We start from the raw sequence: 24436 nt of genomic DNA, 5'->3' as shown, positions 1-24436 counted from the left end.
TGAAGCGGCTACTTCCCCTTCTTGCCCTTCTTCGACAACTGGTCCTCCAGCTTCTGGAACGCGTCCCGCGTGTTCTCGACCATCTTCCCGACCTCTTCCAGCGATTCGAGAAGGCGCTTGCGGTTCTTGTCCCAGTTGTCGACGAAATCGCCCATCGCGTCCTTGATGTCGGACGCACCGACCGCGGTCTGGATGTCGTCCTTCCACTCACCGAGATTCTTGAACTCTTTCTCGATGGCGCTCAGTTGGCTGGCCGACTTGTTGAGCAGCTGGAAGTCGACGACCAGGTCCGATCCGGACATGTCTCCCCGTTCTTGCCGTGCTTGCCGGATTTGTGCCTGATTCCGGCCCCGTTGGCGCAATCCCAACGCTACCTATTCGGCGCGCCGCTTTGCGCGGGGTACTACTTTGCCATGATCATCCCGCTTCGGCGGCGCCCGTTCTGTGGATGTCCTGGGGAAGTAAGGTCTTCTCGGTTCTCCCGGGATTCAGCCGCGCGGCCCCTCTCCCCTCGGGATTCGGCCGCGCCGCCCGCCGCTCACCGCGAGATTCAGCCGCGCCGCCCCCGCGAGAAGTCCCCGCGCGCCACCCGCCGCGCAAGCCCGTCCTCCGCGTCGGAGTGGCCGCCGTCACCGCCACCGATGAACGAGCCGTATCCGGTGGCCGCCCACACGCTCGTGGCCGCGTCCACCTCGAAGTAGGGGAGCGGGACTCCGCCGGGCCCGGCCTCCGACGTATCGGTGAGGACCTCAGGGGCGCGGCGTTCGCGGACCGCGCGGGCGCAGTCGGCGCAGGCGGCGACCCGCAGCTGGTCGCGGTGGCCCAGGGGGCGCCAGGTGATGGTGCGGGCGGCACGGCCGTGCAGGGGGTTGAAGAAGCAGAGGGGGAGCGGGTCCGGCGTACCGGCCAGGGCGTCGCGGCCCTCCGTGACCAGGGCCAGGACCCCGGCCAGGTCGGGCAGCCCGCGTGCGGAGTCGAGGACGGTGCCCGCGGCGGCGTACGCGTCGAGGGCCCGCTGAAGACCGGGCGTCGTCTCGGTGTCGGCGGCCCGCGCGGCCTCGCCGAGGGTCAGCACCTCCGTCTCCGCGCGACGGCGCAGCTCGGCCTCGTCGGCCGCGTGCGCCGCCGCGAACACCGCCTGGGGGAAGGCGAAGGGGGCGCGGGAGCGGGCGGCAGGGCCGGAGGGGGAGCGGCGGCGATGTCCGGAACGTACGAGAAGGGCCGCGCCGGACAGCAGCGCGGCCGCCACGACGACGGCGATCACGAGCACCGGCCACACGGGTCGGCCGGAGTCACCAGAGCGGCCGGAACCGCTGGTGGCGCCCGTGCTGTCGTCGGCGTGATCGCTCAGATCGTCGTCCAGCTGCTGGTCCAGCTCCTTGGTCGCCTTCTTGTACTCCGCCTTTCCGTCGCCCCGCTCGATGAGGCGGATCGCCTCGGCGGTCAGTTCGCCGAGCCCGGCGTCGTCGAACTCGTCCATGAGGCCGACCGCGCCCACCGCATCCCTGGCCTGGTGCTCCTCGCCCGGCCACTCGAAGCCGCGGATGTCGTCGTTCCACTCCTCGGTGGTGATGAGGATGCCCTCCGCGCCCCGGTCGCCCAGGTGGTCGCGGACGACGGCCGCCAGGGTGTCGGGGTTGCCGCCGAAGGCGTCGCCCTTGGCGAGCGGGACGAGCGCGACCTTGATCGGGAGGCCTGCCTTCCGGATCTGCGCGGCCAGTTCCTTCTGGCGGGCGGGCGGTACGGCGGATTCCGCGTACGACGGGTCGACGTACACCGGCGAGGTGCGCAGCGCGTCGGCGATCTTCTTGCCCGGGCTGGGGGCGGGGGTGGCGGACGCCGGGGTGGTGGCGCCCAGTGGGCCGAGGAAGGCGAGGAGAGCGAGGACAGTGAGGACAGTGAGGAGAGGGAGAAGCACGGACAGGGCGGGGGAGGCCGTGGGGGCGGCGGACGGCCGCGCCGCACCACGCTTCAGGTCATTGGACACCGGCGTACTCCCGTACCTTGCGGATGAGTTGGGGAACACCCTTACGGGCGGCGGGCAACGGCCCCGCAGCGTCCTCGTACAGCACACGGTCGCCGCCGCCGTCCCGCCCGCGCCCCGGACCGGGCAGGGTGAGACGGAGCGTGTGGGCGCGGCCGGGATCCTCCGTCACGAGGGCGCGGCAGGCGGCGCAGACCGGGATGGTGCGACGCCTGCCGTCCTCGGGCGCGTACTGGGCGTCGCGCCAGGCGGTGGCCGGTCCGTGCAGCGGGTTCAACGCGCAGCTCGGCTTGTTGGTTTCGCCGGTGGCGAGGGTGGCGCGGCCCATGCGGGCGAGGGTGACGGCGGCGGCGAGGTCGGCGGGCGGCACGTCGTCGTCCACGCGCCCGTCGGGCCCCGCGGCGTCCTGCCCCGCCCCCGCCCGGTCGGCGAGCAGCGTGGCGGTGTCGATGCAGTCCCATACGCGGGTGCGCTGGGCGGAGGGGAGAGCGGCGTCCGGATCAAACTCCCGTATGAGCGCGGCCAGTTCGTCATGAGCGGTGTTGCGGAGGTAGGAGGCGGAGGGTTCGGTGGGCGCCTCGAAGGCAGGGCCCGCACCGGACCCTCCGCCCGCCGCGCCCCGCCCCGACCCACGCGCCGCCCCACGCCGCATGACGCGCCGCACCACCCCGAGAACCCCCGCCACGACCCCGAAGACCAGCAGCGCGCCGAACGCGCCGACCATCAGACCCGGCCAGAAGTCCCCGCTGAACAGGCGGGGGAGCGCGCTCTCCTCGACGGGATCGGGAGCCGCGTCACCGTAGGAGGAGGTCTCGGGCGGGTCCGTGCGGGGCGCCTTGTCGAGGAACGTCATCAGCCGGTCGAGGCGCTCGCCGAGCCGGTGGTCGTCGGAACGGTCGTCTTCGTCGCCGTAACGGATCGCGTCGGGTACGTCGAAGGCGATGAGGTTCGCGTCGATGCGTACGTGGTACGTGATGATGTCGATCCCACCCGCCAGCGGGTCGGCGACGACGTACACGCCGGGCTTGTCGAGCCGGGCGTGCAGCGCGTCGGCGAACGCCGTGGCCTCGCCCGCGGACTCGTCCTCCGGCAGCTGCGGAACGAGGGCGACGTACACCCGGCCCCCCTCGAACTCCCCGACCCGCTGCCTCAGTTCGGCCATCCGCCGACCACTGAGAACCCGCGGGCTCTCCGGATCGGTGTAGACCGGATCGCGCCGCAGCCCGTCCGCGACGCGCTCGACGCGGGCCGTCATGTCGGTGCCGGTGGGCGGGGGAGCGGCACTCGACGTGGTCTGGTCGAAGAGGAGGGTGGCGGTGAGGGCGACGATGCCCGCGAGGGCGGCGGCGACGGAGACGACGGTCCACCGGAAGCGGGCGTTAGCGGGCTCCGACCCTTTGAAAAGCAGCTGGGTGGGGGTGAGGTTGGGGGCGGGAGCGGGGTTCGGTGCGGCCCGACGCCGCCGCCACCACCGACGTACATACGGAGCGAGCAGCAGAACGAGCAGCGGCAGGGCGGCAAGGGCGATGCCGGTCAGGAAGGACTGGTTCCGGCGGTCGGTGGGCCCGATGTGCAGCGGCTCGGGCTCCTTGTACCCCTCGCCGTGGGGCCCGTGTCCGGCGTACTCGGCCCGAGCGTCCTCCGCATGCCGCGCCGCCTTCTTGCTCCCCTCCGCGACGACCTCGACGAACCGCTCGAAGCTGAGCAGCGGCCCGGCGTCGTAAGGGAGTTCGTACTGCTGCACCGTCCGCGCGTCGTCGGTCGGCACCCGCACGCCGAAGGCGCTGGCGGCGGCGACGCCACCGTCGTCGACGAGCACATAGAGCCCGTCCCGCCCGAGCCGATCGTGCACGGCCCCGAGCAGCCCCTCGTTCTCCTCCCCGATCCCCGCCCTCGGCAGCACGAGCACATAGGTCGGCACCCCGGTCCGCTTGGCGAGCTTCGCGAACTCGGGGGCGGTGGAGCGGGGCACGGCACGGGGGAGCTGATCGGTGACGTAGACGGGGTCGGCACGCAGGTGAGCGGCGAGGGCGGCGGCTCGGGTGGGCTCTTGCGGGGGTGGTTCGGGGGCGGCGGCCAGGGCGGGGGCGGCGGCGAGGAAGGGGAGGAGGAAGGCGGCGAAGAGTATGAGGCGGGGCCACCGGGCGAGGGGGCGGCGGAAGGTACTGCGGCCCGCTCCGGACCCACGCCCCCTTTTGCAGTGGGGAGCCCTGCTTCCGTTGCGGCGATCCGCCTGACGGCCCGTCGCTTCCATGCGTCCCGTCCCCCTGGTGCGTTTGCTGGTGCGGCGCACTTTACTGTCGCGATGGACGGGGGACCATGGCAGCGGTCCGTGTCACCCGGCGCGAGAGGCGGGCCCGCACCGGCCCTGTCCGGTGAAGCCCGGTGGGCCCGGGTGGGCCCCGGAGAGAGTCAGGGCGCGGATTCTCCGCGCGTCGGCCGCCCGGCATCGGCATGATGGCCCGATGCCCGATGAGATACCTGCTCCCGTGTCCGGCCCGCGCAGAACCGACCCCCCGTACGCCGCCGCCGACGAACGCGCCTCACTCACCGGCTTCCTCCAGTACCAGCGCGAGACCCTCGCGATGAAGTGCGCCGGTCTGACTGCCGAGCAGCTCAAGGAGCGGGCCGTACCGCCCTCGGACATGTCGCTGCTCGGCCTGGTCCGGCACCTCGCGGAGGTCGAGCGGAGCTGGTTCCGCAGCGTGCTGAACGGCGAGGCGTCGCAGGCCCACTGGACGGGCCGGGTCCCGGGCGAGCACGCCGACTTCGACGTGGCGGACGCGGACGCCGACGAGGCGTTCGAGATCTGGCACGCGGAGTGCGCCCGCTCCCGCGGCATCGTGGAGGCCCTGAACTGCGTGGGCTCCCTCGACATCACCGTCGACTTCCGCGGCGACACGTACTCGCTGCGCTACATCCTCACGCACATGATCGAGGAGTACGCCCGCCACAACGGCCACGCCGATCTGCTGAGGGAGCGGATCGACGGGGCGACGGGGGAGTAGCCCCGCCCCCTCCGGCAGCCCGCCCCCGTAGGCTGGCGGTCGAGAACAGTCGGTTCCGGGGGACGGAGAGGGTGCCAGTCATGGCCCGCTACACAGCACCGCAGACCATCGCCCGCGGCGGCTTCAGCATCAAGGTGCCGGAGACGTGGTGGGAGTTCGACGTGCGCCCGGAGTCGCGCGACGCCGCCATCCGGCAGATGATCAACGACCGGGTCCGGGCGCGCCCGGAGCTGGCCCCGCACCGGGAGACCTTCGAGGCGTTCCTGCGCAAGGCATCGAAGGACGCGTGGCAGTCCGGCGCGCTGTACTGCGGCTGCATGGCGGAGAGCTTCGGTGGCGGTACGCCGGTGACGGGCTCCGTCACCGTCTCCCTGGTCGGCGCCCGCACCCCGGACGGCGACGTGCTCCCCACCGCGCCGGACCAGATCGTCGCCCAGCTCGGCGTCCGCGAGGCCAAGCGGGAGGGCGACGCATGGCGCAAGGTCACCACGGTCGACATCCCGGGCGTCGGCCCCGCGGCCCGGACGCACGGCATCGAGGACATCTCCGTCCCCGGCGACGAGCGCACCATCCGCGTGGTCCTCATGCAGACCTTCATCCCGGTCCCCGGCCAGGAGGGCAAGGTCGCCCTGGTCTCCGGCAGCAGCCAGCTCCTGGAGCTCGCGGACTCCTTCTTCGACATCTTCGACGCGGTGACGTCCACGTTCCGCTTTGCGGAGTAGGGGCGACGGGAGAACTTCCCCTCGCTGACGAGCTGCTAGTAACTTCGCCCCAGCACACGATCGGTGAAGTGAAGCGCGTATCGGGGGAGACGTATGGGGGGCCATCGGCCACGGGATTGGCATGTCCTTGACCTGGAGAAGGATCCGACGCCGGGTGATCCGCACCGGGTGCGGTCGCTGGCGAAGAACCTCCACGACTTCGCGGACGATGTCGGCCGGGTGTTGCGGGACATCAAGGGGATGGCGGGCGACGAGGCCATCCTGAAGTGGGTGGGCAAGACCGCGGACGCGTTCACGGAGAAGTTCGAGGACGCGCCGGACAAGCTGAAGAAGCTCAAGAAGAGCTACGAGATGGCCGGGGACGCGCTGTCGGCGTACTGGCCCGATCTGGAGCGCGCCCAGACCCTGGCCGACAAGGCGCTGGTCAAGGGCCGCGAGGCGCAGGCCGACCTGACCTCAGCCAAGTCCCGCCTCACCTCGGCCGACTCGTGGGTGGACAAGGCGGGCAAGGAAGCCGACAAGTACAAGGACGACAAAGACAAGCCCGGCGGCGGCAAGGACGTGCCCAAGCCGGACGAGGACAAGGTCAAGGCCGCCACCCGCAATGCGCACTCCGCGGAGAAGGCGCAGAAGTCCGCGCAGGGCGATGTGGACTCCGCGCAGAGCGCGCTGGACGCGGCGAAGAAGATGGCCGACGACGCCCGCAAGATGCGCGAGGAAGCCGCGGGCACGGCCAAGAAGAAGATCGACGAGGCGTCCGACGCGGGCATCCCGAACCGCAAGTGGTGGGAGGAGGTCGGCGACTGGGTCTCCGACAACTGGGACACCATCGTCGAAGTGTGCAAGGTCGTCGTCGCGGTCGTCGGTGTCATCGCGATGATCATCGGCGGCCCCATCCTCGCCGCCATCGTCATCGTGGCCGCCGTGATCGTCCTCGCGGACACACTCAACAAATACGCAAAAGGCCAAGCGGGCCTCATGGATGTGGCCTTCGCCGCGATGGACTGCATCCCCGGCGGCAAGGGCATCACCACCGCCGCGAAACTCGCCAAGGGGGCCAAGGGCGGTCTCAAGGCCATGGCCAAGGGCCTGGGCAAGGGAGGGCTGCGCAAGGGCGCCGACGACGCGGCGGGTGCGGGCAAGAAGGCCGCCTCGCGCTGCAAGAACGGCGACCCGATCGACATGGTCTCCGGCGAGATGCTCATGGAGGAGACCGACGTCGACCTCCCGGGCCTGCTGCCGCTGGTCCTGCGGCGCACCCATCTGTCGACGTACGGATGGGGCCGGTGGTTCGGTCCTTCCTGGTCCTCGACGCTCGACGAACGACTCGAACTGGACACTCAGGGCGTTGTGTTCGCCGCCGAGGACGGCATGATCCTCCTCTATCCGGTGCCGCTGCCCGGCACCTCGGTCATGCCCGAGGAAGGGCCGCGCTGGCCGCTGGACTGGGACGGCTCCCCGGGCGCCCCCATCCGCATCTCCGATCCGCAGACGGGCCTGGTCAGGCACTTCGCTCCGCTGGGCACGCCCGGCTCGGACGACACGGCCTTCGTGATGCCGCTGGCGGCGATATCGGACCGCACCGGCAGGCGCATCGATTTCGACCGCGACGAGAGCGGGACCCCCACGGCCGTACGGGACTCCGCCGGGCGCCACCTGCGCGTCGACACGGACGGAGGCCGCGTCACCCGCCTGAGCCTGGACGACGCGGAGGCGGGGCCCGAGAGCATCACCCTGCTGTCCTACGGCTACAGCGACGACGGCCGGGGCAATCTCACCGAGGTCCGCAACTCCAGTGGCGCGCCGCTGAAGCTCACGTACGACGGCCGCAACCGCATCACCTCCTGGACCGACCGCAACGGCGGCTGGTACCGCTTCACGTACGACGAGCAGGACCGCTGCGTCACGGGTGAGGGCGCCGACGGCCGCCTCTCCTGCACCGTTGCGTACGACACCGCGAACCGCGAGACGCGCTACACGGACTCGCTGGGCCGCACCACCGCATACCGGCACAACGAGCTGCGCCAGCTCGTGTCCGAGACGGACCCGCTCGGGCACACCACGTACTCGGAATGGGACCGGTACGACCGGTTGCTCTCGCGCACGGACCGGCTCGGGCGGACGACCCGCTACCAGTACGACGAGCACGGCGTGCCGACCCGTGTGCTGCGCCCCGACGGCCTGCAGAGCGTCGCGGAGCTCGACGAGCACGGCAGGCCCGCGACGGTGACCGAGCCGGACGGTGCCGTCTGGCGCATGGAGCACGACTCCGCGGGCCGTCTCACGGCGGAGACCGACCCGACCGGGGCCCGGATCTCCTACGGGTACGACGAGGCCGGTGGCATCTCCACGATCACCGACGCCACGGGGCGCGCGACCCTGCTGGAGACCGACGCGGCCGGGCTGCCCGTCGCGACGACCGACGCCGAGGGCGCGACGACGCGGTACGAACGGGACGCCTTCGGCAGGCTGGTCGCGCAGACCGGCCCGGACGGCTCCCGCACCGCCTTCGCGTGGACGCCCGAGGGCAGGCTCGCCCTGCGCACCCTGCCCGACGGCAGCACGGAACGGCGGACCTACGACGGCGAGGGCAACCTCGTCGAGTACGAGGACACCGTCGGCCGCGTGACCCGCTTCGAGTACGGCACGTTCGACCTGCTGGAAAAGCGGATCGAGCCGGACGGATCATGCCTGCGCTTCGCCTACGACGGCGAGCTGCGGGTCACGTCGGTGACCAACCAGCTCGGAGCCACCTGGACCTACCGCTACGACGGAGCCGGGCGGCTCACCCACGAGCAGGACTTCGAGGGCCGTACGCGGAGCTACCGCCACGACGCGGCCGGGCAGCTCATCGCGCAGACGAACGGTGCGGGCGAGACCACCGAGTACGTGCGGGACCTGCTCGGCAAGATCCTGGAACAGCGGGCTCCCGAGGGCATCACGAGCTACGAGCACGACCCGATGGGCAACCTTCGCGTGGTGCGCGGCGAGCACGGGGAGGTCGCGTACGAACGCGACGCCCTCGGCCGGGTCCTGGCCGAGACCTGCAACGGTGCGACCGTGCGCTCGGCCTACGACGCGCTGGGCAGGCGCACGCGCCGGGTGACGCCGTCGAACGCCGAGAGCAACTGGGAGTACGACGGCCGCGACCGGCCCGTCCTGCTCAGGACCGCGGGCCGGTCGGTCAGCTTCGACTACGACGCGTCCGGCCGCGAGATCGAGCGCCGGGCGGGCGCGGCCGTGCTCAGCCAGGGCTGGGACGCGAACGGCAGACTGAGTTCCCAGACGGTGACCGCAGGACTCTCGCCGAACGGGCCCGAGCGGCGCCGGGTGCAGGAGCGGACGTACCGCTACCGGTCGGACGGCACGGTCCACGCGATCCACGACCTGGTCGGCGGCGACCGCACCATCGACGTCGACGGCACCGGACGGATCACCGGGGTACGGGCCGACACCTGGTCGGAGCGGTACGCCTACGACGCGGCGGGGAACGTGACGTCCGGCGAGTGGCCCGGGGCGCAGACGGCCACGTCTTCCGGGAGCACGCACGGTGGCGCCGGCAGGCCCGGCGGCGTCCGCTACGACTTCGACGCCCAGGGCCGCGTGGTGCGGCGGCGAAGGAAGCGGCTCTCCCGGAAGGCCGACGTCTGGCACTACACGTGGGACAGCCAGGACCGGCTGGTCGGCGTGGTCACACCGGACGGGGCGAAGTGGGCGTATCTGTACGATCCGTTCGGCCGACGCATCGCGAAGCGGCGGCTCGCCGCCGACGGCGAGACCGTCGTGGAGGAGGTGCGGTTCGCCTGGGACGGCTTCGTGCTCGCGGAGCAGGTCAGGTGGTCCGTCGACGAGCCGCTCCGATGCACGACGTGGGACTGGGAGAGGGACCGCTTCAGCCCGGTCACACAGGTCGAGCGCGTCGCCGGGGCCCGGGAGCGCCCTGACGCGGAGCAGGAGTGGATCGACGAGGAGTTCTACTCGATCGTCACCGACGTGGTCGGTGCGCCCGCGGAGCTGTGCGACGAGCAGGGCGAGCTGGCGTGGCGCTCCCGGGCCACGGTGTGGGGTGCGCCCCTGGACAACGAGGCGTCCGGTGACCGCGCGTACTGCCCGCTCCGGCTGCCCGGGCAGTACCACGATCCCGAGTCGGCGCTGCACTACAACTACCAGCGTCACTACGACCCGGAGACGGGCCGGTACGTATCCCTGGACCCGCTCGATCTCGCACCGGGGCCGAACCCGCGCGCGTACGCGTCGAATCCCTTCACGGGGGTGGACCCGCTGGGTCTGGCGCCGGACTGCGAGCGCGCCCTGCAGGCCGCTCGCGACCGGGCCGATCTCGAACAGGCCAGGCCGGGCGCCAGCAAGCAGACCAGGCCGACGAGCACGGCGGGTCTCACGGTGCCGGGACATCAGGGGACGTTCAGCGGCGCGAGCCTCAAGGGCGGCGGAAACCACAGCCTGCACCCGGACGTGCAGGCCGCCTACGACAGGGTTCCGGCGGAGCTGCGCCCGGTGGGGAACCAGCACGGCCGGTGCGGTGAGGCGGAGGCCCTCTCGAACGCCATGAACGCCGGGCACGATCCGCGCGGCGGCGTGAGCGCGGCGGTGGACGTACGCGCGGCGGGCAATCCCAAACACGGTGTGCCGAAGGCGCCCTGTTCGTCATGTCAGCATGTGCTCGACCAATTCGGAATCACGGCGGTGACCTAGAGATGAGTGAAGAGTCCGGCGGGCGTTGGTCCGCGGAGACCGATCGGGTGCTGCGGGCGGCCGGCTGGCACCCCGGGCGATCCGTTCCCACGGCCGAGTGGGAGAGGGTCCTGCACGAGCACGGCGGCTTCGAGATCCACGAGGCGGCGCGGCTCTTCCTCGCCGAATTCGGCGGATTGGCGAGCGAGGAGCGGGGCCCGGGACGGACGATGGCCCGCATGGGCTTCCGGCTCGACCCTCTCGCGGCCGAATGGGACGACGAAATCTTCGACGTGCTCAGCGAGGAAGCCGGGGCATATCTGTATCCCGTCGGCGAGGCCGACCGCCGGAACACCTACCTGGGCATCGCGCCGGACGGCAGGTTTTACGTCGGCATGGACAGCGTCACGCTGCTCGCCGCGACCGGCGACGAGGCACTGGAGAAACTCATCCAGGGCATTCGGTGAATCGCCGCTGAGGGGTGGCCCGGGGCGCCGTGACGGCACGCGCCCCGGGCCACCCCCGCGTTATCCGTCCTCGGTCAGCGGCGGTTCAGCGCCCGCTTGACCTTCTTGCCCGACGGCGACTCGTCCAGCGTCTTCCACAGCTTCGACGAGCTCAGGGACGTGTACACGCCGGGCGCACCCTGCGCCCCGCAGCCGTCGCCGTACGAGACGACGCCGATCAGGATGGGGGCCTCGCGGCCGGGGACCTTGCGGAAGATGGGGCCGCCGCTGTCGCCCTGGCAGGAGTCCTTCGTCTCCACGCCAGCGCAGAAGTTGACCTTCGAGTCGTACTCCTTGTAGCTCGTCCCGCACTCCGCGTGGGAGAGGATCGGGACCCTCACCTGGCGCAGGCGGTCCGGGGTGTGGGTCAGTTCCGTGTCCGTGTTGCCCCAGCCCGCGACCGTCGCCTTCTGGCCCGGGCGGATCAGCGCGTCGGTGCCCTGCGTGGGGAGCGCGACGGGGGAGATGCCGCGGACCGGCTTCTCCAGCTGCAGGAAGGCGACGTCGTACGCCTCCTTGCCCTTGAGGTAGCGCGGGTGCACGACCACGCCGCCCTTGGCGATATTGCGTATCTGGCCCTGGCGGGAGGACAGGACCGTACGGCCCACCGCCACCTGCAGCGTCTTCGGCTTGACCGGCTTGCCCGCGTCGTCGACCAGGCAGTGGGCCGCCGTCACGGCCGTGTCGGGGGTGACCAGGCTCGCGCCGCAGAACTGGCGGTCGAGCGCGCTGCCCGAGCCCTTCGACAGGACGGCCGTCATGAACGGGTACGCGTCGTTGGAGACTTCGGTGCCGCCGATGATCGCGTGCGCCGCGGGGGCGGAGGTGGCGACCATCGCCAGGGCCGCGCCGGTCGCGGCGAGAGCGGCGGCGACGGAGGACTTGCGTGTGGGGGTTCGCAGGGGGGTTCTCTGGGGGGTTCGCATGGGGGGTGGCTTCTCTTTCGTGCGTCCGTTTGGCAGTAATTGCGGAATCACTTGGCGCGCGAAAAGTCCGGACCAGAGGGCGGTGTCAGCAGCCGTGAACTGCCGAACTGCCGAACCGTCGAACTGCCCTGCAATTGCTTAGTCGTTCAACCATCTCGAACGGTTTCCCGCGCGCCGAAAAGAGAGAGGGGGAATGTGCGGGGCGGGTTCATTCCCTGCCGCCCTCGAATTCCTCCGCGTACAACTTCCGCAATACGGGCGACAGTTCCGGCACCCGCGCGCCCGCCGCCTGCGCCGCCGCGAGAGCCCGTACGTACGCCACCGCCTCCTCGCGCAGCGCCCGCTTCTCGTCGCCCTGCCGACTGCCCGCCAGCCACGTCACGATCGCCAGCGGGATGAGCGCCCCCGCCAGGTAGCCGACCGGCGCGTCCTGCGTGTACCCCCACGCGATCCCGATCCCGCCCGCGAACAGGAGGATCCACCCCAACTCGTCGTGCCAGCCGCCTTCGTCCGCCCTTGCCTCGTATTGGGACACTGTGGCCGTTTTTGCTGGAATCGGGGTATTGGGGTCGGAGTGCGGAGTTTCTGCGCTGCCCGGAGCCTCCGTCGCCTCCACCGCCTCATACGTCGCCCCCACCGCCTCGTACGAGGGAATCGGCGCCACCCCGCGCCCCGTCCCGCCGCCCTCCCCGCTGTCCGAACGCCCCACCAGCCAGTCCGGCACATGCGTCACCGGTGCCCCATGCGCCTGTGCGACCCCGAGCACCTCGCGGTAGCCCGACAGGAGTGGATGCAGCAACTCCCGCTTCCAGCGCCGCCACACAAGGGCCCAGAGCCAGACCGTCAGGCAGAGGAGGAGGGCCGCCGGGCCGAACCGGGCCGCCGGGGGCTGGTCCGCCAGGGCGGGGACCGCCGGGGAGAGCAGGGGCCAGCAGACGCCCGCGACGACCGCAAGCCCGCCGAGCCAGCCGGGGGCGCTGTTCCCCGCCCCGCGGACCGCCTTCCTGCGCTCCCTCAGGAGGTCCGCCGTCGCCGCGTCGTCCGTGTAGTCGAAGCCGCGCCGGGCGCCGATGTCCCGTACGGCCGTCAGAAGTCGTGGATCCGCTGCCAGAGTTGCGTGGGTTATGGGGAGGAGTGCGGGGTGTTCGGTGGGGGTTCCCATGGGGGCGTCGTGTCCCTTCGCGGGTGCGGCGGAAAGTGGTGCATGAGGGCGGAACCGGCAGGGCCCCCTGGGGCGTCCCCCTTGGGGCTGACGGATCATGGCACAGGGCGCGGCACGGGGTGTGGCGCGCGGATTCCGAGCCCACCGCCCGGACTTCGCGTACGCATACATAAGCCACCTCCCGAGATCCGGGAACGGCACCGGGAGCGGCAGCGGAACCGTAGAGCACGGATTGCGCGTGGATAACGATGACAGCTGTGAGGTTCGCGATCTTTAACGCGCCTTGAGGGGCTTATGTGCTGCTGATACGGTGCGATGACTTGACACTGGACCTGTGGCTGAATAGCCGGTCCGAGACCGGGTGAGAAACCCGTGAGTGTCCTGGATGACGAAATTTGACCGAATCTTCTTGGGTGTGCGGGGAGCAGTTGCGTGAAGATCCAGGAGCGTACGGGGGCGGGCAACAACCGTTCCGCCGCGCCGGCTCAGCCAGCGGTCGGTGAGCGCCTTCCCGCGCCGCCTCGCGAGCGCAAACCGGCACTTGCCGCACTGGCCGTCCTCCTCATCCTCGTCGGAGCCCTCGGCGCCACCGTGCTCGTGCTGCGCGCCGGTGACCGGATCGAGGTCGTGCGGGTGACCCAGCCGATCTCCGCGGGCGAAGCCGCCGTCGAAGGCAAGAACATCACCGGAGTGATGGTCGCCGAGGACAGTGCCATCAACTACGTGAAGTGGGAGCAGCGCGGCGTCCTGTCGAAGCTGAAGGCGAAGAGCGACATCCCCAAGGGGGCCGTCGCCGTCGGTGAGATGTTCGCCAAGAAGACGGGGCTGCCCGCGGGCAAGGCCTCCGTGGGTCTCTCCCTCAAGGAGGGCCAGTACCCCTCCGACATCAAGGTCGGCGACACCGTCTCCGTCTTCCCCGTCGTCTCGGGCACCTCGACCGGCAAGGGTTCCAGCAGCGGCACCGGCTCCACGAGCGGCACGCCCCTGGTCGCCGACGCCAAGGTGAACACCATCGCGGCCAAGAGCGACGCCACCGTGAGCACCGGCAACCTCAACATCACCCTCGTCGTCCCGCAGGAGGAGGTCGCGGCTCTGGCCAGCGCGGCGTCCGAGGGCAAGGCCGTCGTCGCCCGCGTCTCCGACGACGACAACTAGAGGCGAGTAAAAGAGACATGGCGCTCATCGCTCTCGCCGCCGACAAGGGTTCGCCCGGCGTCACCACCGCAGCTGTCGCGCTCGCCGCCGTCTGGCCGCGCCGCGTCCTCGTGGCGGAGACCGACCCGGCAGGCGGCGACCTGGTCTACCGCAGTGCCGCCGCGCACGGCGGCCCGCTCAACCCCAACACCGGCATGCTCTCCATAGCGGCCACCGCCCGCCGTGGCCTGGTGCCCGACCAACTCTGGGACCACACCCAGCCGTTGAGCGGCGGGCTCGAAGTGCTCGTCGGGCTCGGCATCGCCGAGCAGGCCGCAGGACTCGCCGGGCTCTGGCCCACCCTCGGCCGCGCCTTCGCGCAGCTCGCCGACTCCCCGCACGCGCCCGCCGACGTGATAGCGGACTGCGGCCGGATCAGCGGCGACGGCCCGGCCGTCGAGCTGTTCCCGCACGCGGCGCTCGTGCTGCTCGTCTCGCGCACCGAGCCCGAGGCCATCGCGCGCGTCCGCGACCGCGCCGCGGCCCTCGCCACCAAGCTGCACGGCGGCCCGCGCGGCGCGGCGTCCCTGGCGCAGCCCCTCATCGGCGTACTCCTGATCGCGGACCCGGCGACCTCCGCCAAGCTCGTCCACCAGGTCAACGACATGCTGATGGCCGCGCAGACCGGCGCACGCGTCGTGGGCACCCTCGCCGACGACCCCGCGGGCGCCGACCAACTGGCCGGACGCCGCCGCGGCAGGCTCGACAAGTCGCTGCTCATCCGCTCCGCGCGCAAGGTGACCGTCGACCTGTACCAGCAGTACGGCGCCGCCTGGACCAACCCCGTCGCGCAGCAGCCCGGGACGGGCCGATGAGCGCACCCGTCGATCACCAGCTCGTCAAGCGGTTCCGGCAGGACGCCGGTGACCGCATCGCCGAGCAGCGCCGCCTCGACCAGATCTCCGGCGTCACCCCGATGTCGGGCGAGGACGAGCGGCACTACGCCCGCGCCGTCATCGCGCAGATCCTCGAGGAGTACGCGCGCACGGAGATCAACGCCGGGCGCACCCCTCTCGACGCGGAGACCGAGGAGCAGTACGCGGCCGCCGTGCACGCCGCGCTCTTCGGCGTCGGGCGGCTCCAGCCGCTGCTCGACGACCCCGAGGTCGAGAACATCGACATCAACGGCTACGACCAGGTCTTCGTCGGATACGCCGACGGCCACGAGACCAAGGCCGACCCGGTCGCCGAGACCGACGAGGAACTCGTCGAGCTCATCCAGGTGCTCGGCGCGTACTCGGGCCTGTCGTCCCGCCCCTTCGACTCCGCGAACCCGCAGCTCGACCTGCGGCTGCCCGACGGCTCGCGTCTGTCGGCGGTCATGGACGTCACGCGCCGCCCCGCGCTCTCCATCCGACGCGCCCGCATGGGCAAGGTCTTCATGTCGGACCTCGTCGGGAACGGCACGGTGACGCCGGAGATCGGGCACTTCATGGCCTGCGCGGTCCGGGCCCGCAAGAACATCATGATCGCGGGCGCGACGAACGCGGGAAAGACGACGCTGCTGCGCGCCCTGGCGAACGAGATTCCGCCGCACGAGCGCCTGGTGACGGTCGAGCGCGCCCTCGAACTCGGCCTCGACACCTATGCGGACCTGCACCCGAACGTCGTCGCCTTCGAGGAGCGCCTGCCCAACTCCGAGGGCCAGGGCGAGATCTCGATGGCGGAACTGGTCCGCAGGTCCCTGCGCATGAACCCGTCCCGCGTCATCGTCGGTGAGGTGCTCGGCGACGAGATCGTGACCATGCTGAACGCGATGTCGCAGGGCAACGACGGCTCGCTCTCCACGATCCACGCCAACAGCTCCAGCGAGGTGTTCAACCGCATCTCGACGTACGCGCTGCAGGCATCGGAACGCCTCCCCATCGAGGCGAGCCAGATGCTCGTCGCGGGAGCGGTCAACTTCGTCGTCTTCATCCAGCGGCGCAACAACTACCAGTCCGGCGGCAAGCTCCAGCGCATGGTGACCTCGGTCCGCGAGGTCAACGGCGTCGACGGCCGCGTCCTGTCCAGCGAGGTCTTCGCGGAGGCCCCCGACGGACGGGTCGTCGCGCACGCGCCGATCGCCTGCATGGACGACCTGGCCGCGTTCGGCTACCGCCCCGCCGGGCAATGGGGGTGAGCACGACATGAACTCACTGGGCTCCATGGGCGGCGTCTTCTCGCTGCCCGTCCTGTACGCACTGGGCTGCGGCGTCGCCGCCGGCGGCGGCCTCGCGCTGCTCGCCGTCGCCGTCCGCGGCCTCCCGGCCAAGCCCGCGCACGAGAAGCACCGGGCGAGCGAGCGCGCGAGCGAACTGGTCCGCTTCGTGGGCCGACGCGGCTCCGCGGCCATCGGCGTGGGCCTGGTCGTCCTGCTCCTCACCCGCTGGGCGGTGGCGGGCATCGCGTCCGGCATCCTCGTCTTCTTCTGGGACAAGCTCTTCGGCGGGGCGGCCGAGGAGCGCGCCCAGATGAAGCGCGTCGAGGCGCTCGCCGCCTGGACGGAGTCGCTGCGCGACACCATCGCGGGCGCGGTCGGCCTGGAACAGGCGATCCCCGCGTCCGCGCGGGCCGCCGCCCCGGTGCTCCGACCCCACCTGGACGCGCTCGTGGACCGCCTCCGCGCCCGCACCCCGCTGCCCGAGGCCCTCCAGGTCCTCGCCGACGAGATCGACGACGCCTCGGCGGACATCATCGTCGCGGCCCTGATCCTCAACGCCAAGCTGCGCGGCCCCGGCCTGCGCCAGGTCCTCGGCGCGCTCGCCAAGTCGGCGCGCGAAGAGGTCGACATGCGCCAGCGCGTGATGGCGCAGCGCGCCTCGACCCGCCGCTCGGTGCAGATCGTGGTCGCCGTCTCCATCGCCTTCGTGCTCGGCCTGTCCATCTTCAACCGCGAGTTCGTCGAGCCGTACGGCACGCCCGTCGGCCAGCTCGTGCTCGCCATGGTCTGCGCGCTGTTCGCGCTGGGCTTCTGGTGGCTGCGGAAGCTGTCGACGGTGGAGACGCCGGACCGCTTCCTGGTCAAGGACGAGCCGGGCGTGCAGTTCGTACGCCCGCGTGGCCCCGAGCAGGCCCCGCAGTTCGGCCAGCCGGGCCCCGCCCAGCAGTCCCTGCCCGGCTACTCCAACCCGTCCGAGGGGGTACGTCGATGAGCCTGACGATGCCGGTACTGATCGGCGCGATCCTCGGCCTCGGCATCTTCGCCCTCGTCCGCGCCCTGATGCCGTCGAAGCGCAGCGCGGTCGCGACCGTCGCCCGCATCGACGCGATGCGGGCGCGCGGCGCGGCGTACGAGTCGCAGCGCGCCACGACGGACACGGAGAGCCCCGGCCGCTTCGGCACGATGCGCGGCCGCGTGGGCCTGCGGGTCGCCGAGTTCTACCTCCAGCAGGGCTGGGAGCAGCGGTCGCTCCGGGCCGACCTGGCGGTCCTGGACCGCAGCTGGGAGAAGTTCCTGGCGACGAAGGTGCTGCTCGCCGCGGCGGGCGTGTTCTTCGGCCCGTTCCTCTTCGCCATCATCTGGACGCTGGGCGTCGGCCGCAGCCCGATCATCCCGGTGTGGCTCGCGCTGATGTTCGGCGCGCTCTTCTTCTTCCTGCCGGACCTGGAAGTACGCAGGGACGCGGCAGAAAAGCGGCGCGACCTGCGCCGCGTCATCGGCGCCTATCTGGACCTGGTGTCGATGAGCCTCGCGGGCGGCCGTGGCCTCCCCGAGGCGCTCATGGCGGCGGCGGAAGTCTCCGACGGATGGGCGACGCAACGTATCCGAAGCGCTCTGGCCGATGCCCGCATCACCGGCGTCAGCCAGTGGCAGGCCCTCGGCTCGCTCGGCGAGGAACTGGGCGTCGAAGAGCTGAAGGACCTGTCGGCGTCCCTGGCGCTGGTGGCGGACGACGGCGCGAAGGTGCGCGAGTCCCTCGCCTCCCGCGCGGAGACGATGCGACACCGCGAACTGGCCGAGATCGAGGGCAGTGCGGGCGAGAAATCCCAGTCGATGCTGGTCGCGCAGCTGCTTCTGTGCGCGGGCTTCCTGGTCTTCCTCATCTTCCCGGCGGCGATGCGCGTGTTCCAGGTCTAGCTGCGGGGCCCACGGACGACAGCGGCCCTACGACGACGGTGCCGGAGCAAACGGGGCCCGGCACCACTCCCCCCCCCCACCAAACCGAGAGGACTACTCATCATGAACGGACGGAACTTCAGCCACCCGGCTGTGGACTTCCTCGTGACCTTCCTGAAGGGCCGCGTGCAGCGCGCCCGCTCCGGCGAGCTGGACCGTGGTGCGTCCGCGGTCGAGTGGGTCATCATCTCGGCGGTCGTCGTGGCGATCGTGGGCGTCGTGGCCGCGGTCATCAACGCGGCGCTGAAGGGCGGCGCGGACAAGGTCAGCGACTGCATCAAGGGCGCGGACGCCGGCAGCACCTGCTGACGGCATCGTGAAAGGCGACGGGGTTCGAGTGCGGGGATCGCGGGGATTGCGCGGATTCGTACGCCGCAGGGTGGAGGCCGCCTCCACCCGCGGCGAATCCGGCATGACCGCGATCGAGTTCGTGCTGCTCACCCCGGTGCTGTTCTTCATGATCTTCGCGACGGTGCAGTTCGCGCTGTACTTCTTCGCGGACCACGTCGCCCAGGCGGCGGCGCAGGCGGGCGCGCGCAAGGCCCGCGCCACGGCCGACGAGAACGCGGGCGGCTGGCGGGGCGAGGCGCGTGACGTGGCCGACGCGTACATCCGCCAGCTCGGTCCCAAGCTGGTGCTCGGCCCTGAGGTGAAGACGATCCAGCCGAAGCAGAACACGGTCGGTGTCGAAATCACGGCACGGGTCCCCTCGGTCTTCCCGGGGCTCGACCTGGACGTGCACGCGGAGTCGTCGGGGCCGGTGGAACGTTTCGTGGAGGACAACGGCTGATGCGGAACTCCCGCCCGGCGGCAGCGGTCCGCTGCCTCCGCGACGACCGGGGCCTGTCCACCGTCGAAGTGGTGATCCTCGCCCCGGTGATGATCCTCTTCATCCTGGTCCTGGTGGCCTTCGGCCAGCTCGTCGACGGCCGCGGAGCCATCGACGGCGCGGCGCGCGACGCCGCACGCGCGGGGTCCATCCAGAAGGAACACGGCACGGCGATGGCGGAAGCCCGCAACGCGGCGCGGGCGGACCTGGCCGACGTCTGCTCGGGCCCGGTCTCCGTGGTCCAGAAGAGCGAGGGATTCGACGAGACGGTCGACCCGTTCTTCACCGTCGAAGTCAGCTGTGAGGTCCGGGGACTCGCCATGCTCGGCCTGGACATCCCGACGACGCTGGAGGCCACCTTCAGCTCGCCGCTGGACCCGTACCGGAGGTCGGCGTGACCCGCGACAATGCCGTATCCGCACGCTCCGCACGCACTGCACGCACTGCACGCTCCGCACGCACCGCACGCGACTGGATCGCATCCCGCCGCGCCCGCCTCGACGACCGGGGCTCGGGCGCGGGCGCGGTCATCATCTTCGCGATCGTCTTCCTGTCCCTCTCGGCCTTCGTCATCGACGGCGGCCTCTCCATCTCCAAGCGGGAACGCGCCGCGGACATCGCGGAACAGGCCGCGCGGTACGCCGCGCAGGACCTGGACCTCGAAGGCATCTACGAGGGCGTGAAGGGCGCGCCCATCAACTTCGAGAACTGCGGCGCCCGCGTGAAGGCCTTCGTGGAAGAGGCGGGACTCCAGGGCGCGGACGTCTCCAACACCCACTGCGTGACGGCGAACCCGCAGCAGGTCGAGGTCGAGGTCCAGATGACCTACAGCCCGGTGTTCACCGGCATGTTCTACGGCGGGGACGTGACGGTGAAGGGGCGCGCGGTGGCGGAGAACGAGGTCGGCTGAGCCGCCCCGCCCACCAAGCGCCTACTTCCCGTCCCCCTTGCCCTTCCCACCCTTCTCGCCCTTTCCGCCCTTCCCCTCTTTCTCCTTCACCGCATCGTTGATCTTCTTGGTCAGGTCGTCCTCGAGCTTCTTGAACTCGCGGACCACCGCATCGGACAGATCGGCGAGCTGGTCCAACTGCTGTCCGATGTCCTCGCGGCCGTCCTCCCAGTTGGACTCGAAGTCGTCCAGAGAGTCGTAGACGCCGCCGTCACCGATGTCGTCCTTGTAGGACTCGAAGGTCTTCTTCGTACGGTTCATGCGGGTCTTGATGGAGCGCAGCCTGCTGCCGTAGTCCTCAAGGTCGGTCAGCGGGATCGAGAGGTCACTCTTGCCCTTGGCGCCCATGGTTGTTGTCCCCTCCCTTAGGTGCCTGAATAGTTTAGGTATCTGAATGGACGTTTCCGGGCGAGCTTCTTAGCGCTCTGTTCAGTGCCATTCGTCGGGGTTCAGCTCTGCCGCAACGAAGGCGTCCCCCGTCGTGACGGTCAGGTCCGGCTGGCTCACCGTGCGCGTGATCCTCTCCCCGTCGAAATCGCTGAACTCGAAGATGAAGTGCTCGGCGATCGGCGGGCGGTCCAGGGGGAAACCGTCCAGGTCCGTCGACGCGTTCGCGCGGTCGGCTGCTTGGCAGAGGACCGATACGAGCAGGGGGAAGAAAGGGGCGTTCAGAAGTTGGTCCGCATCGGTTATCACCGCTGCCAGGCCGATTCTGCCCGTGACCGCCCCGCACAGGTCGTCCAGGCAGTCCACCAACGCGTGCCAGTTCCTGCCGTAGTAGCCGGGGAACTGGAGCGTCGTGGCGAAGGTGCGGTGGATGTCCTGCTCGGTCAGGAGGGCGGACGCCGCGAAACGGTAGGTGTGGCCACCCGCCGATTGCAGGGCGGACAGTTGTTGCTGGATCTGCGTCGTTCCTCGGGGGACGAAGATGACCCAGGGGGGTGCGGTTCCGGTGGCGTCGAAGGCGCTCATTCCTTGGGCCCGCCCGTTTTCTCCAGGTCCACCTGGAGTACGTGACTCAGTGACTTCTGGGTCCAGGTTCTCAGGGCCGCGTCCCGGGGGCGGAGCGTGAGGTGTTGGGCGGTTTCCGGGTCGTAGTAGTGGGAGTCGGCGTAGTGCAGTCCCGTTTCGGGGTCGAAGTATTGGCCCGGGAGGCGCAGGGGGGTGTACGCCGTGCTGTTCGACGGCCACGTGGTCGTCCCGCAGAGCGTGCTGCGGGCCCGCCATGTGACGGTGCCGCGTACGTCGACCAGTTCCGTCGGCGTTCCGGCGAGGTCGGTGACGATCGTGAAGGAGCGGGAGTCGATTGCGTCGGGGGAGGGTGCGCCGGTCGCCGACAGGATTCGTTCTGTTTGGGCGATGGGGTGGTGGTCCTCGTAGTCCCAGGTCAGGCTCACCGGGTGCGGCAGCGTTCGCGCCGTCGTCGTCTGTTCGCAGAGCGTCGTGCCGTCCCACGTGAAGTCGGTGCGCTCGACCACGGTTTCGCCCCCGGGGCCGAGTCGCTGTTTCGTGGTGCGGCGGCCCAGTGGGTCGTACGCGTAGCGCCAGCGCGTGCCGTCCGGGGTGGTCACCGACGCGAGGCGGTCCTCCGCGTCCCACGTGTATCGCCACGTCTCCGTGGGGTGGGACAGCCCGGGTTTCCGGCGCAGGACCATGCGGCCCAGCGCGTCGTATGCGTAGTGGGTGTGGCCGGCGCGCGTGAGGCGTGTTCCGGTGTACTCCCGGGGGCCCGCGGACTCGTGGCCCGGGTGGCTGTCCGGCCAGGCGGCGTGCGTCTGGTTGCCCGCGGCGTCGTAGGCGTACGTCTCCGTCCAGTTGTGGGCGTACACGGCCGTCACCCGGCCCACCGGGTCGAGTTGGAAGTGGCGGCCGCCGGAGAGCCGGTCGTCGAGGGCGGTCAGGGCTCCGTCGGCGCGGTAGGTGTGGGCGCGGTACTGGATCGGGCTGCCGTCCGGTGCCGTCACCGTGTGGGTGGTGAGGCGGCCGACTTCGTCGTAGGCGCGCTCCAGGGTCACGCATGCACCGTCGGCGGAGTGCGGAAGGGCGGCGGCTTCGATGCGCCGGACCGTCTCCCTGCCCGCCGCGTCCCGCTCGAAGTCCACGGTCCGGCCGTCGGGCGCGGTGAGCCGGGTGCGGCGGCCCGCCGCGTCGTACTCCCAGCTGCTCGTCGCCCCCGTGGGAGTCGTGCGTCCCGTACGACGGCCCGCCTCGTCGTACGCGTACGTGAGGGGCTCGCGCCCGTCGACCGTCTCGGCGAGCAGCCGCCCGGAGGGGGCCCGCAGCAGGGCGAGCCGGCAGTCGGGTCCTGCCGCTTCGGTCAAGTTGCCGAACAGGTCGTACGCGAAGGTGGTGACCCCCTCGGCGGTCTCCTTGCGGACGAGCCGGTCCAGCGCGTCGTAGGTGAACGAGATCGCGTCGCCGACCGCGTTCGTGCGGCTCACGACGCGGCCCGCGTCGTCGTACGCGTAGGACACGGTGCGGCCGTCGAAGTCCGTCTCCGCGATCAGGCGGCCCGCGGCATCGTGCTCGTACGTCCAGGACAGGCCCTGCGGGTCGTCGACCCGGGTGAGGCGCAGGGACGCGTCGTGGTCGAAGTGGTGGCGGGCCCCGTCGGCGTCGACGCGCGCGGCGAGCAGGCCGAAGTCGGTGTACTCGAACGACGAGACCTGACCCAGCGGGTCGGTGTGGGTGAGGCGGTTGCCCTCGCCGTCGTACGTCCAGGACTCCGTCGCTCCGTCCGGAGCGGTGCGTCGGACGAGCAGGCCTTCCGTCGACCACGCGAGACGGGTGGTGTGCCCGAGCGGGTCGGTGCGGGACGTGGGCCGCCCCAGCGCGTCGCGCTGCCAGACCGTGACGGCGCCCAACGGGTCCGTGACCTTGAGGGGCAGGCCCGCGCTGTCGCACCGCACGGTGGTCGTGTTACCGGCCTCGTCGGTGGCCGACAGGGGGTGCCCTGCGGGCGTGTAGGCGTGGTGGACGCTCACGCCGGACGGCTCGGTGACCGAGGTGCGGTTGCCGCGCTCGTCGTACGTGTACCGCCAGTTGAGGCCGCCGGGCAGGTCGACGACCGTCTTGAGGTTCAGGTCGTTGTAGGCGATGCGGATGACGGCGCCGTCGGGCCGCGTCAGCTCCGTGGGCAGGCCCAGTTCGTTGTTGACGTACTCCGTGGTGCGGCCGAGCCGGTCCGTCGTGGCGGCGACGTGGTGCAGCGCGTCGTACGTGGTCGTGCACGTCGCGCCGAGCGGGTCGGTCTCGGCGACGACCAGGCAGCGGTCGTCCACGGTGAACCGGGAGGTGGCGCCCCCGGCCGTGGTGACCTCGGTGACGCGGCATCCTGGCCGGGCGGGGTCGGGCACGTCGTACGTGAAGGTGTGGGCCATGCGCCCGGACGTGCCTCGCTGGGCGACGCAGCGGTCCTGGTCGTCGTAGGCGTACGTGGAGCCGCTGTTGTTCGTGTCCTGCCGTGCGGTGAGGCGCAGCCGCTCGTCGTACGTGAACCGCGTCGGCAGGCCGGAGGAGCCGGTGACGGCGGTGAGGTTGCCGTCGGTGTAGCCGTACCGCTTGACGACGAGGTCGTCGCCGCTGCCGTCCGCGGCCGCGCCCGCCACGCTGAGCACGGTGACGCGCTCGTCCTCGACGGTCAGCTGTACGTAGTAGCCGCCACTGTGGAGGATCGCGCGCGGGGTGCCTTGCGCGTCGTAGTCGAAGTCGACGGTGTTGCGGTTGCGGTCCGAGACCGTCGTCAGCAGGGCCACGCCGTCGTCCTCGCGGGGCGCGGCGAAGCGGCGGGCGATGCCGGTGACCGGGTCGGTCACGCGGTAGCCGCCGTCGGCGAGGCGCTTGAGGGGACGGCGGGGGCCGGAGTGGGGGAGGACGAGTGCCGCGGCCGATGTCGTGGGTGTCGTCGGCGCGTCCCGTCCCGCCGGATGCGGGTACGTGAGGAGCATGCCGTCCTCCGTCACGAACACGATCCCGTCCTCGTCGACTTCGAGGCGCTGGTCGATCGTGGAGGTCCACATCGGGCCGAACCAGCCGCCGGACCGGTAGTCCGAGGCGACCCTGCGGGTGAAGTCCAGCGGCAGCGTGCCGGGCAGCGAGAGGTCCGTCTCCTCCAGGGACATCCGGCCGGTGGCGACGTCGACCGGGCCGCCGCAGCTCTTGATCTTGCTCCTGACGCGGTCGTACGCGCCTCTCTCCCCGTCCTTGACCGCGGTACGGGCCGACTTGAATCCCCTGAGCCCGTCCTTCAACCCCGGAGCCCCTTTCCTGGTTCGGCCACATCCATGAGGCCGGCCTGGTCCTTTGTCTGCCCAGTATCGGCGCATGGATCGAAGGATCCAGGGTGGTGGGGTGAGACGGAAGTGA

At 71.0% G+C, this 24436-nt stretch carries 21 protein-coding genes; 13 read left to right on the top strand and 8 right to left on the bottom strand.

The features are described from left to right. Positions 1 to 8: 8 nt before the first annotated feature. From ABZV77_RS08530 to ABZV77_RS08520, 3 genes are all read right to left on the bottom strand, one after another. Positions 9 to 302, bottom strand: a complete 294-nt coding sequence (locus ABZV77_RS08530; protein WP_356251963.1) for a hypothetical protein — start codon at positions 300 to 302, stop codon at positions 9 to 11. A gap of 248 nt (positions 303 to 550) precedes the next feature. Beyond that, positions 551 to 1987, bottom strand: a complete 1437-nt coding sequence (locus ABZV77_RS08525) for a hypothetical protein (protein WP_356251961.1) — start codon at positions 1985 to 1987, stop codon at positions 551 to 553. Beyond that, on the bottom strand, positions 1977 to 4238 hold the full coding sequence (locus tag ABZV77_RS08520; RefSeq protein ID WP_356251958.1) for a hypothetical protein: 2262 nt from the start codon (positions 4236 to 4238) through the stop codon (positions 1977 to 1979). The genes ABZV77_RS08525 and ABZV77_RS08520 overlap by 11 nt, the downstream gene beginning before the upstream one ends. A gap of 211 nt (positions 4239 to 4449) precedes the next feature. On the opposite strand from ABZV77_RS08520, the gene ABZV77_RS08515 reads away from it, so the two are divergent. From ABZV77_RS08515 to ABZV77_RS08500, 4 genes are all read left to right on the top strand, one after another. Then, a complete protein-coding gene (locus ABZV77_RS08515; protein WP_356251956.1) occupies positions 4450 to 4992 on the top strand; it encodes a DinB family protein in 543 nt (180 codons plus the stop codon). A gap of 80 nt (positions 4993 to 5072) precedes the next feature. Further along, entirely contained in the window at positions 5073 to 5714 is a 642-nt protein-coding gene (locus tag ABZV77_RS08510) for a hypothetical protein (protein WP_356251953.1), read from the top strand. Between the two features lie 93 nt (positions 5715 to 5807). Next, positions 5808 to 10427, top strand: a complete 4620-nt coding sequence (locus ABZV77_RS08505) for a DUF6531 domain-containing protein (RefSeq protein ID WP_356251950.1) — start codon at positions 5808 to 5810, stop codon at positions 10425 to 10427. A 2-nt stretch (positions 10428 to 10429) separates the two neighbouring features. Continuing rightward, positions 10430 to 10873, top strand: a complete 444-nt coding sequence (locus ABZV77_RS08500) for an SUKH-3 domain-containing protein (protein ID WP_356251947.1) — start codon at positions 10430 to 10432, stop codon at positions 10871 to 10873. A gap of 74 nt (positions 10874 to 10947) precedes the next feature. On the opposite strand, the gene ABZV77_RS08495 is transcribed toward ABZV77_RS08500, so the two are convergent. Then, a complete protein-coding gene (locus tag ABZV77_RS08495) occupies positions 10948 to 11838 on the bottom strand; it encodes a serine protease (RefSeq protein ID WP_356251944.1) in 891 nt (296 codons plus the stop codon). Positions 11839 to 12046: 208 nt separating this feature from the next. Continuing rightward, entirely contained in the window at positions 12047 to 13000 is a 954-nt protein-coding gene (locus ABZV77_RS08490; protein WP_356251941.1) for a hypothetical protein, read from the bottom strand. 432 nt (positions 13001 to 13432) lie between these two features. Between ABZV77_RS08490 and ABZV77_RS08485 the strand changes: the two genes are divergently transcribed. The 9 genes from ABZV77_RS08485 to ABZV77_RS08445 all read left to right on the top strand — a co-directional run bounded on the left by ABZV77_RS08485 (position 13433) and on the right by ABZV77_RS08445 (position 20032). After that, the gene (locus ABZV77_RS08485) at positions 13433 to 14155 is read left to right on the top strand and encodes a hypothetical protein (RefSeq protein ID WP_356251938.1); all 723 of its coding nucleotides are present in this window, start codon (positions 13433 to 13435) and stop codon (positions 14153 to 14155) included. 17 nt (positions 14156 to 14172) lie between these two features. Further along, positions 14173 to 15009 carry a hypothetical protein gene (locus tag ABZV77_RS08480; protein WP_306335036.1) on the top strand — a complete coding sequence of 279 codons (837 nt, stop codon included), beginning with the start codon at positions 14173 to 14175 and terminating at the stop codon, positions 15007 to 15009. Continuing rightward, on the top strand, positions 15006 to 16316 hold the full coding sequence (locus tag ABZV77_RS08475; protein WP_356251935.1) for an ATPase, T2SS/T4P/T4SS family: 1311 nt from the start codon (positions 15006 to 15008) through the stop codon (positions 16314 to 16316). The genes ABZV77_RS08480 and ABZV77_RS08475 overlap by 4 nt, the downstream gene beginning before the upstream one ends. Before the next feature lie 7 nt (positions 16317 to 16323). Further along, positions 16324 to 17328 (top strand): type II secretion system F family protein, encoded by a 1005-nt coding sequence (locus ABZV77_RS08470; RefSeq protein ID WP_356251932.1) that lies wholly within the window; start codon positions 16324 to 16326, stop codon positions 17326 to 17328. After that, positions 17325 to 18254: a type II secretion system F family protein gene (locus tag ABZV77_RS08465; RefSeq protein ID WP_356251929.1), complete on the top strand. Its 930-nt coding sequence runs from the start codon at positions 17325 to 17327 to the stop codon at positions 18252 to 18254. The genes ABZV77_RS08470 and ABZV77_RS08465 overlap by 4 nt, the downstream gene beginning before the upstream one ends. A 102-nt stretch (positions 18255 to 18356) precedes the next feature. Then, positions 18357 to 18602, top strand: a complete 246-nt coding sequence (locus ABZV77_RS08460) for a hypothetical protein (protein ID WP_055567411.1) — start codon at positions 18357 to 18359, stop codon at positions 18600 to 18602. Positions 18603 to 18705: 103 nt separating this feature from the next. Continuing rightward, positions 18706 to 19083, top strand: coding sequence for a TadE family protein (locus ABZV77_RS08455; RefSeq protein WP_356252414.1), 378 nt, complete (start codon positions 18706 to 18708; stop codon positions 19081 to 19083). Next, positions 19083 to 19520, top strand: coding sequence for a TadE/TadG family type IV pilus assembly protein (locus tag ABZV77_RS08450; RefSeq protein ID WP_356251926.1), 438 nt, complete (start codon positions 19083 to 19085; stop codon positions 19518 to 19520). Before ABZV77_RS08455 ends, ABZV77_RS08450 begins: the two co-directional genes overlap by 1 nt. Positions 19521 to 19597: 77 nt before the next feature. Next, positions 19598 to 20032 (top strand): pilus assembly protein TadG-related protein, encoded by a 435-nt coding sequence (locus tag ABZV77_RS08445; RefSeq protein ID WP_356252411.1) that lies wholly within the window; start codon positions 19598 to 19600, stop codon positions 20030 to 20032. 21 nt (positions 20033 to 20053) lie between these two features. Here the strand turns inward: ABZV77_RS08445 and ABZV77_RS08440 are convergent, their stop codons facing one another. The 3 genes from ABZV77_RS08440 to ABZV77_RS08430 all read right to left on the bottom strand — a co-directional run bounded on the left by ABZV77_RS08440 (position 20054) and on the right by ABZV77_RS08430 (position 24321). Then, on the bottom strand, positions 20054 to 20419 hold the full coding sequence (locus ABZV77_RS08440) for a hypothetical protein (RefSeq protein ID WP_356251923.1): 366 nt from the start codon (positions 20417 to 20419) through the stop codon (positions 20054 to 20056). An 81-nt stretch (positions 20420 to 20500) separates the two neighbouring features. Beyond that, a complete protein-coding gene (locus ABZV77_RS08435; RefSeq protein ID WP_356251920.1) occupies positions 20501 to 21043 on the bottom strand; it encodes a barstar family protein in 543 nt (180 codons plus the stop codon). Next, complete coding sequence (locus ABZV77_RS08430; RefSeq protein WP_356251917.1) at positions 21040 to 24321, bottom strand: DUF6531 domain-containing protein; 3282 nt, start codon at positions 24319 to 24321, stop codon at positions 21040 to 21042. Before ABZV77_RS08430 ends, ABZV77_RS08435 begins: the two co-directional genes overlap by 4 nt. Positions 24322 to 24436: the final 115 nt, after the last annotated feature.

The organism is Streptomyces sp. NPDC004732, assembly GCF_040609235.1.
Classification (GTDB): Bacteria; Actinomycetota; Actinomycetes; order Streptomycetales; family Streptomycetaceae; genus Streptomyces.
This window is presented reverse-complemented; position numbering and strand designations above follow the sequence as displayed.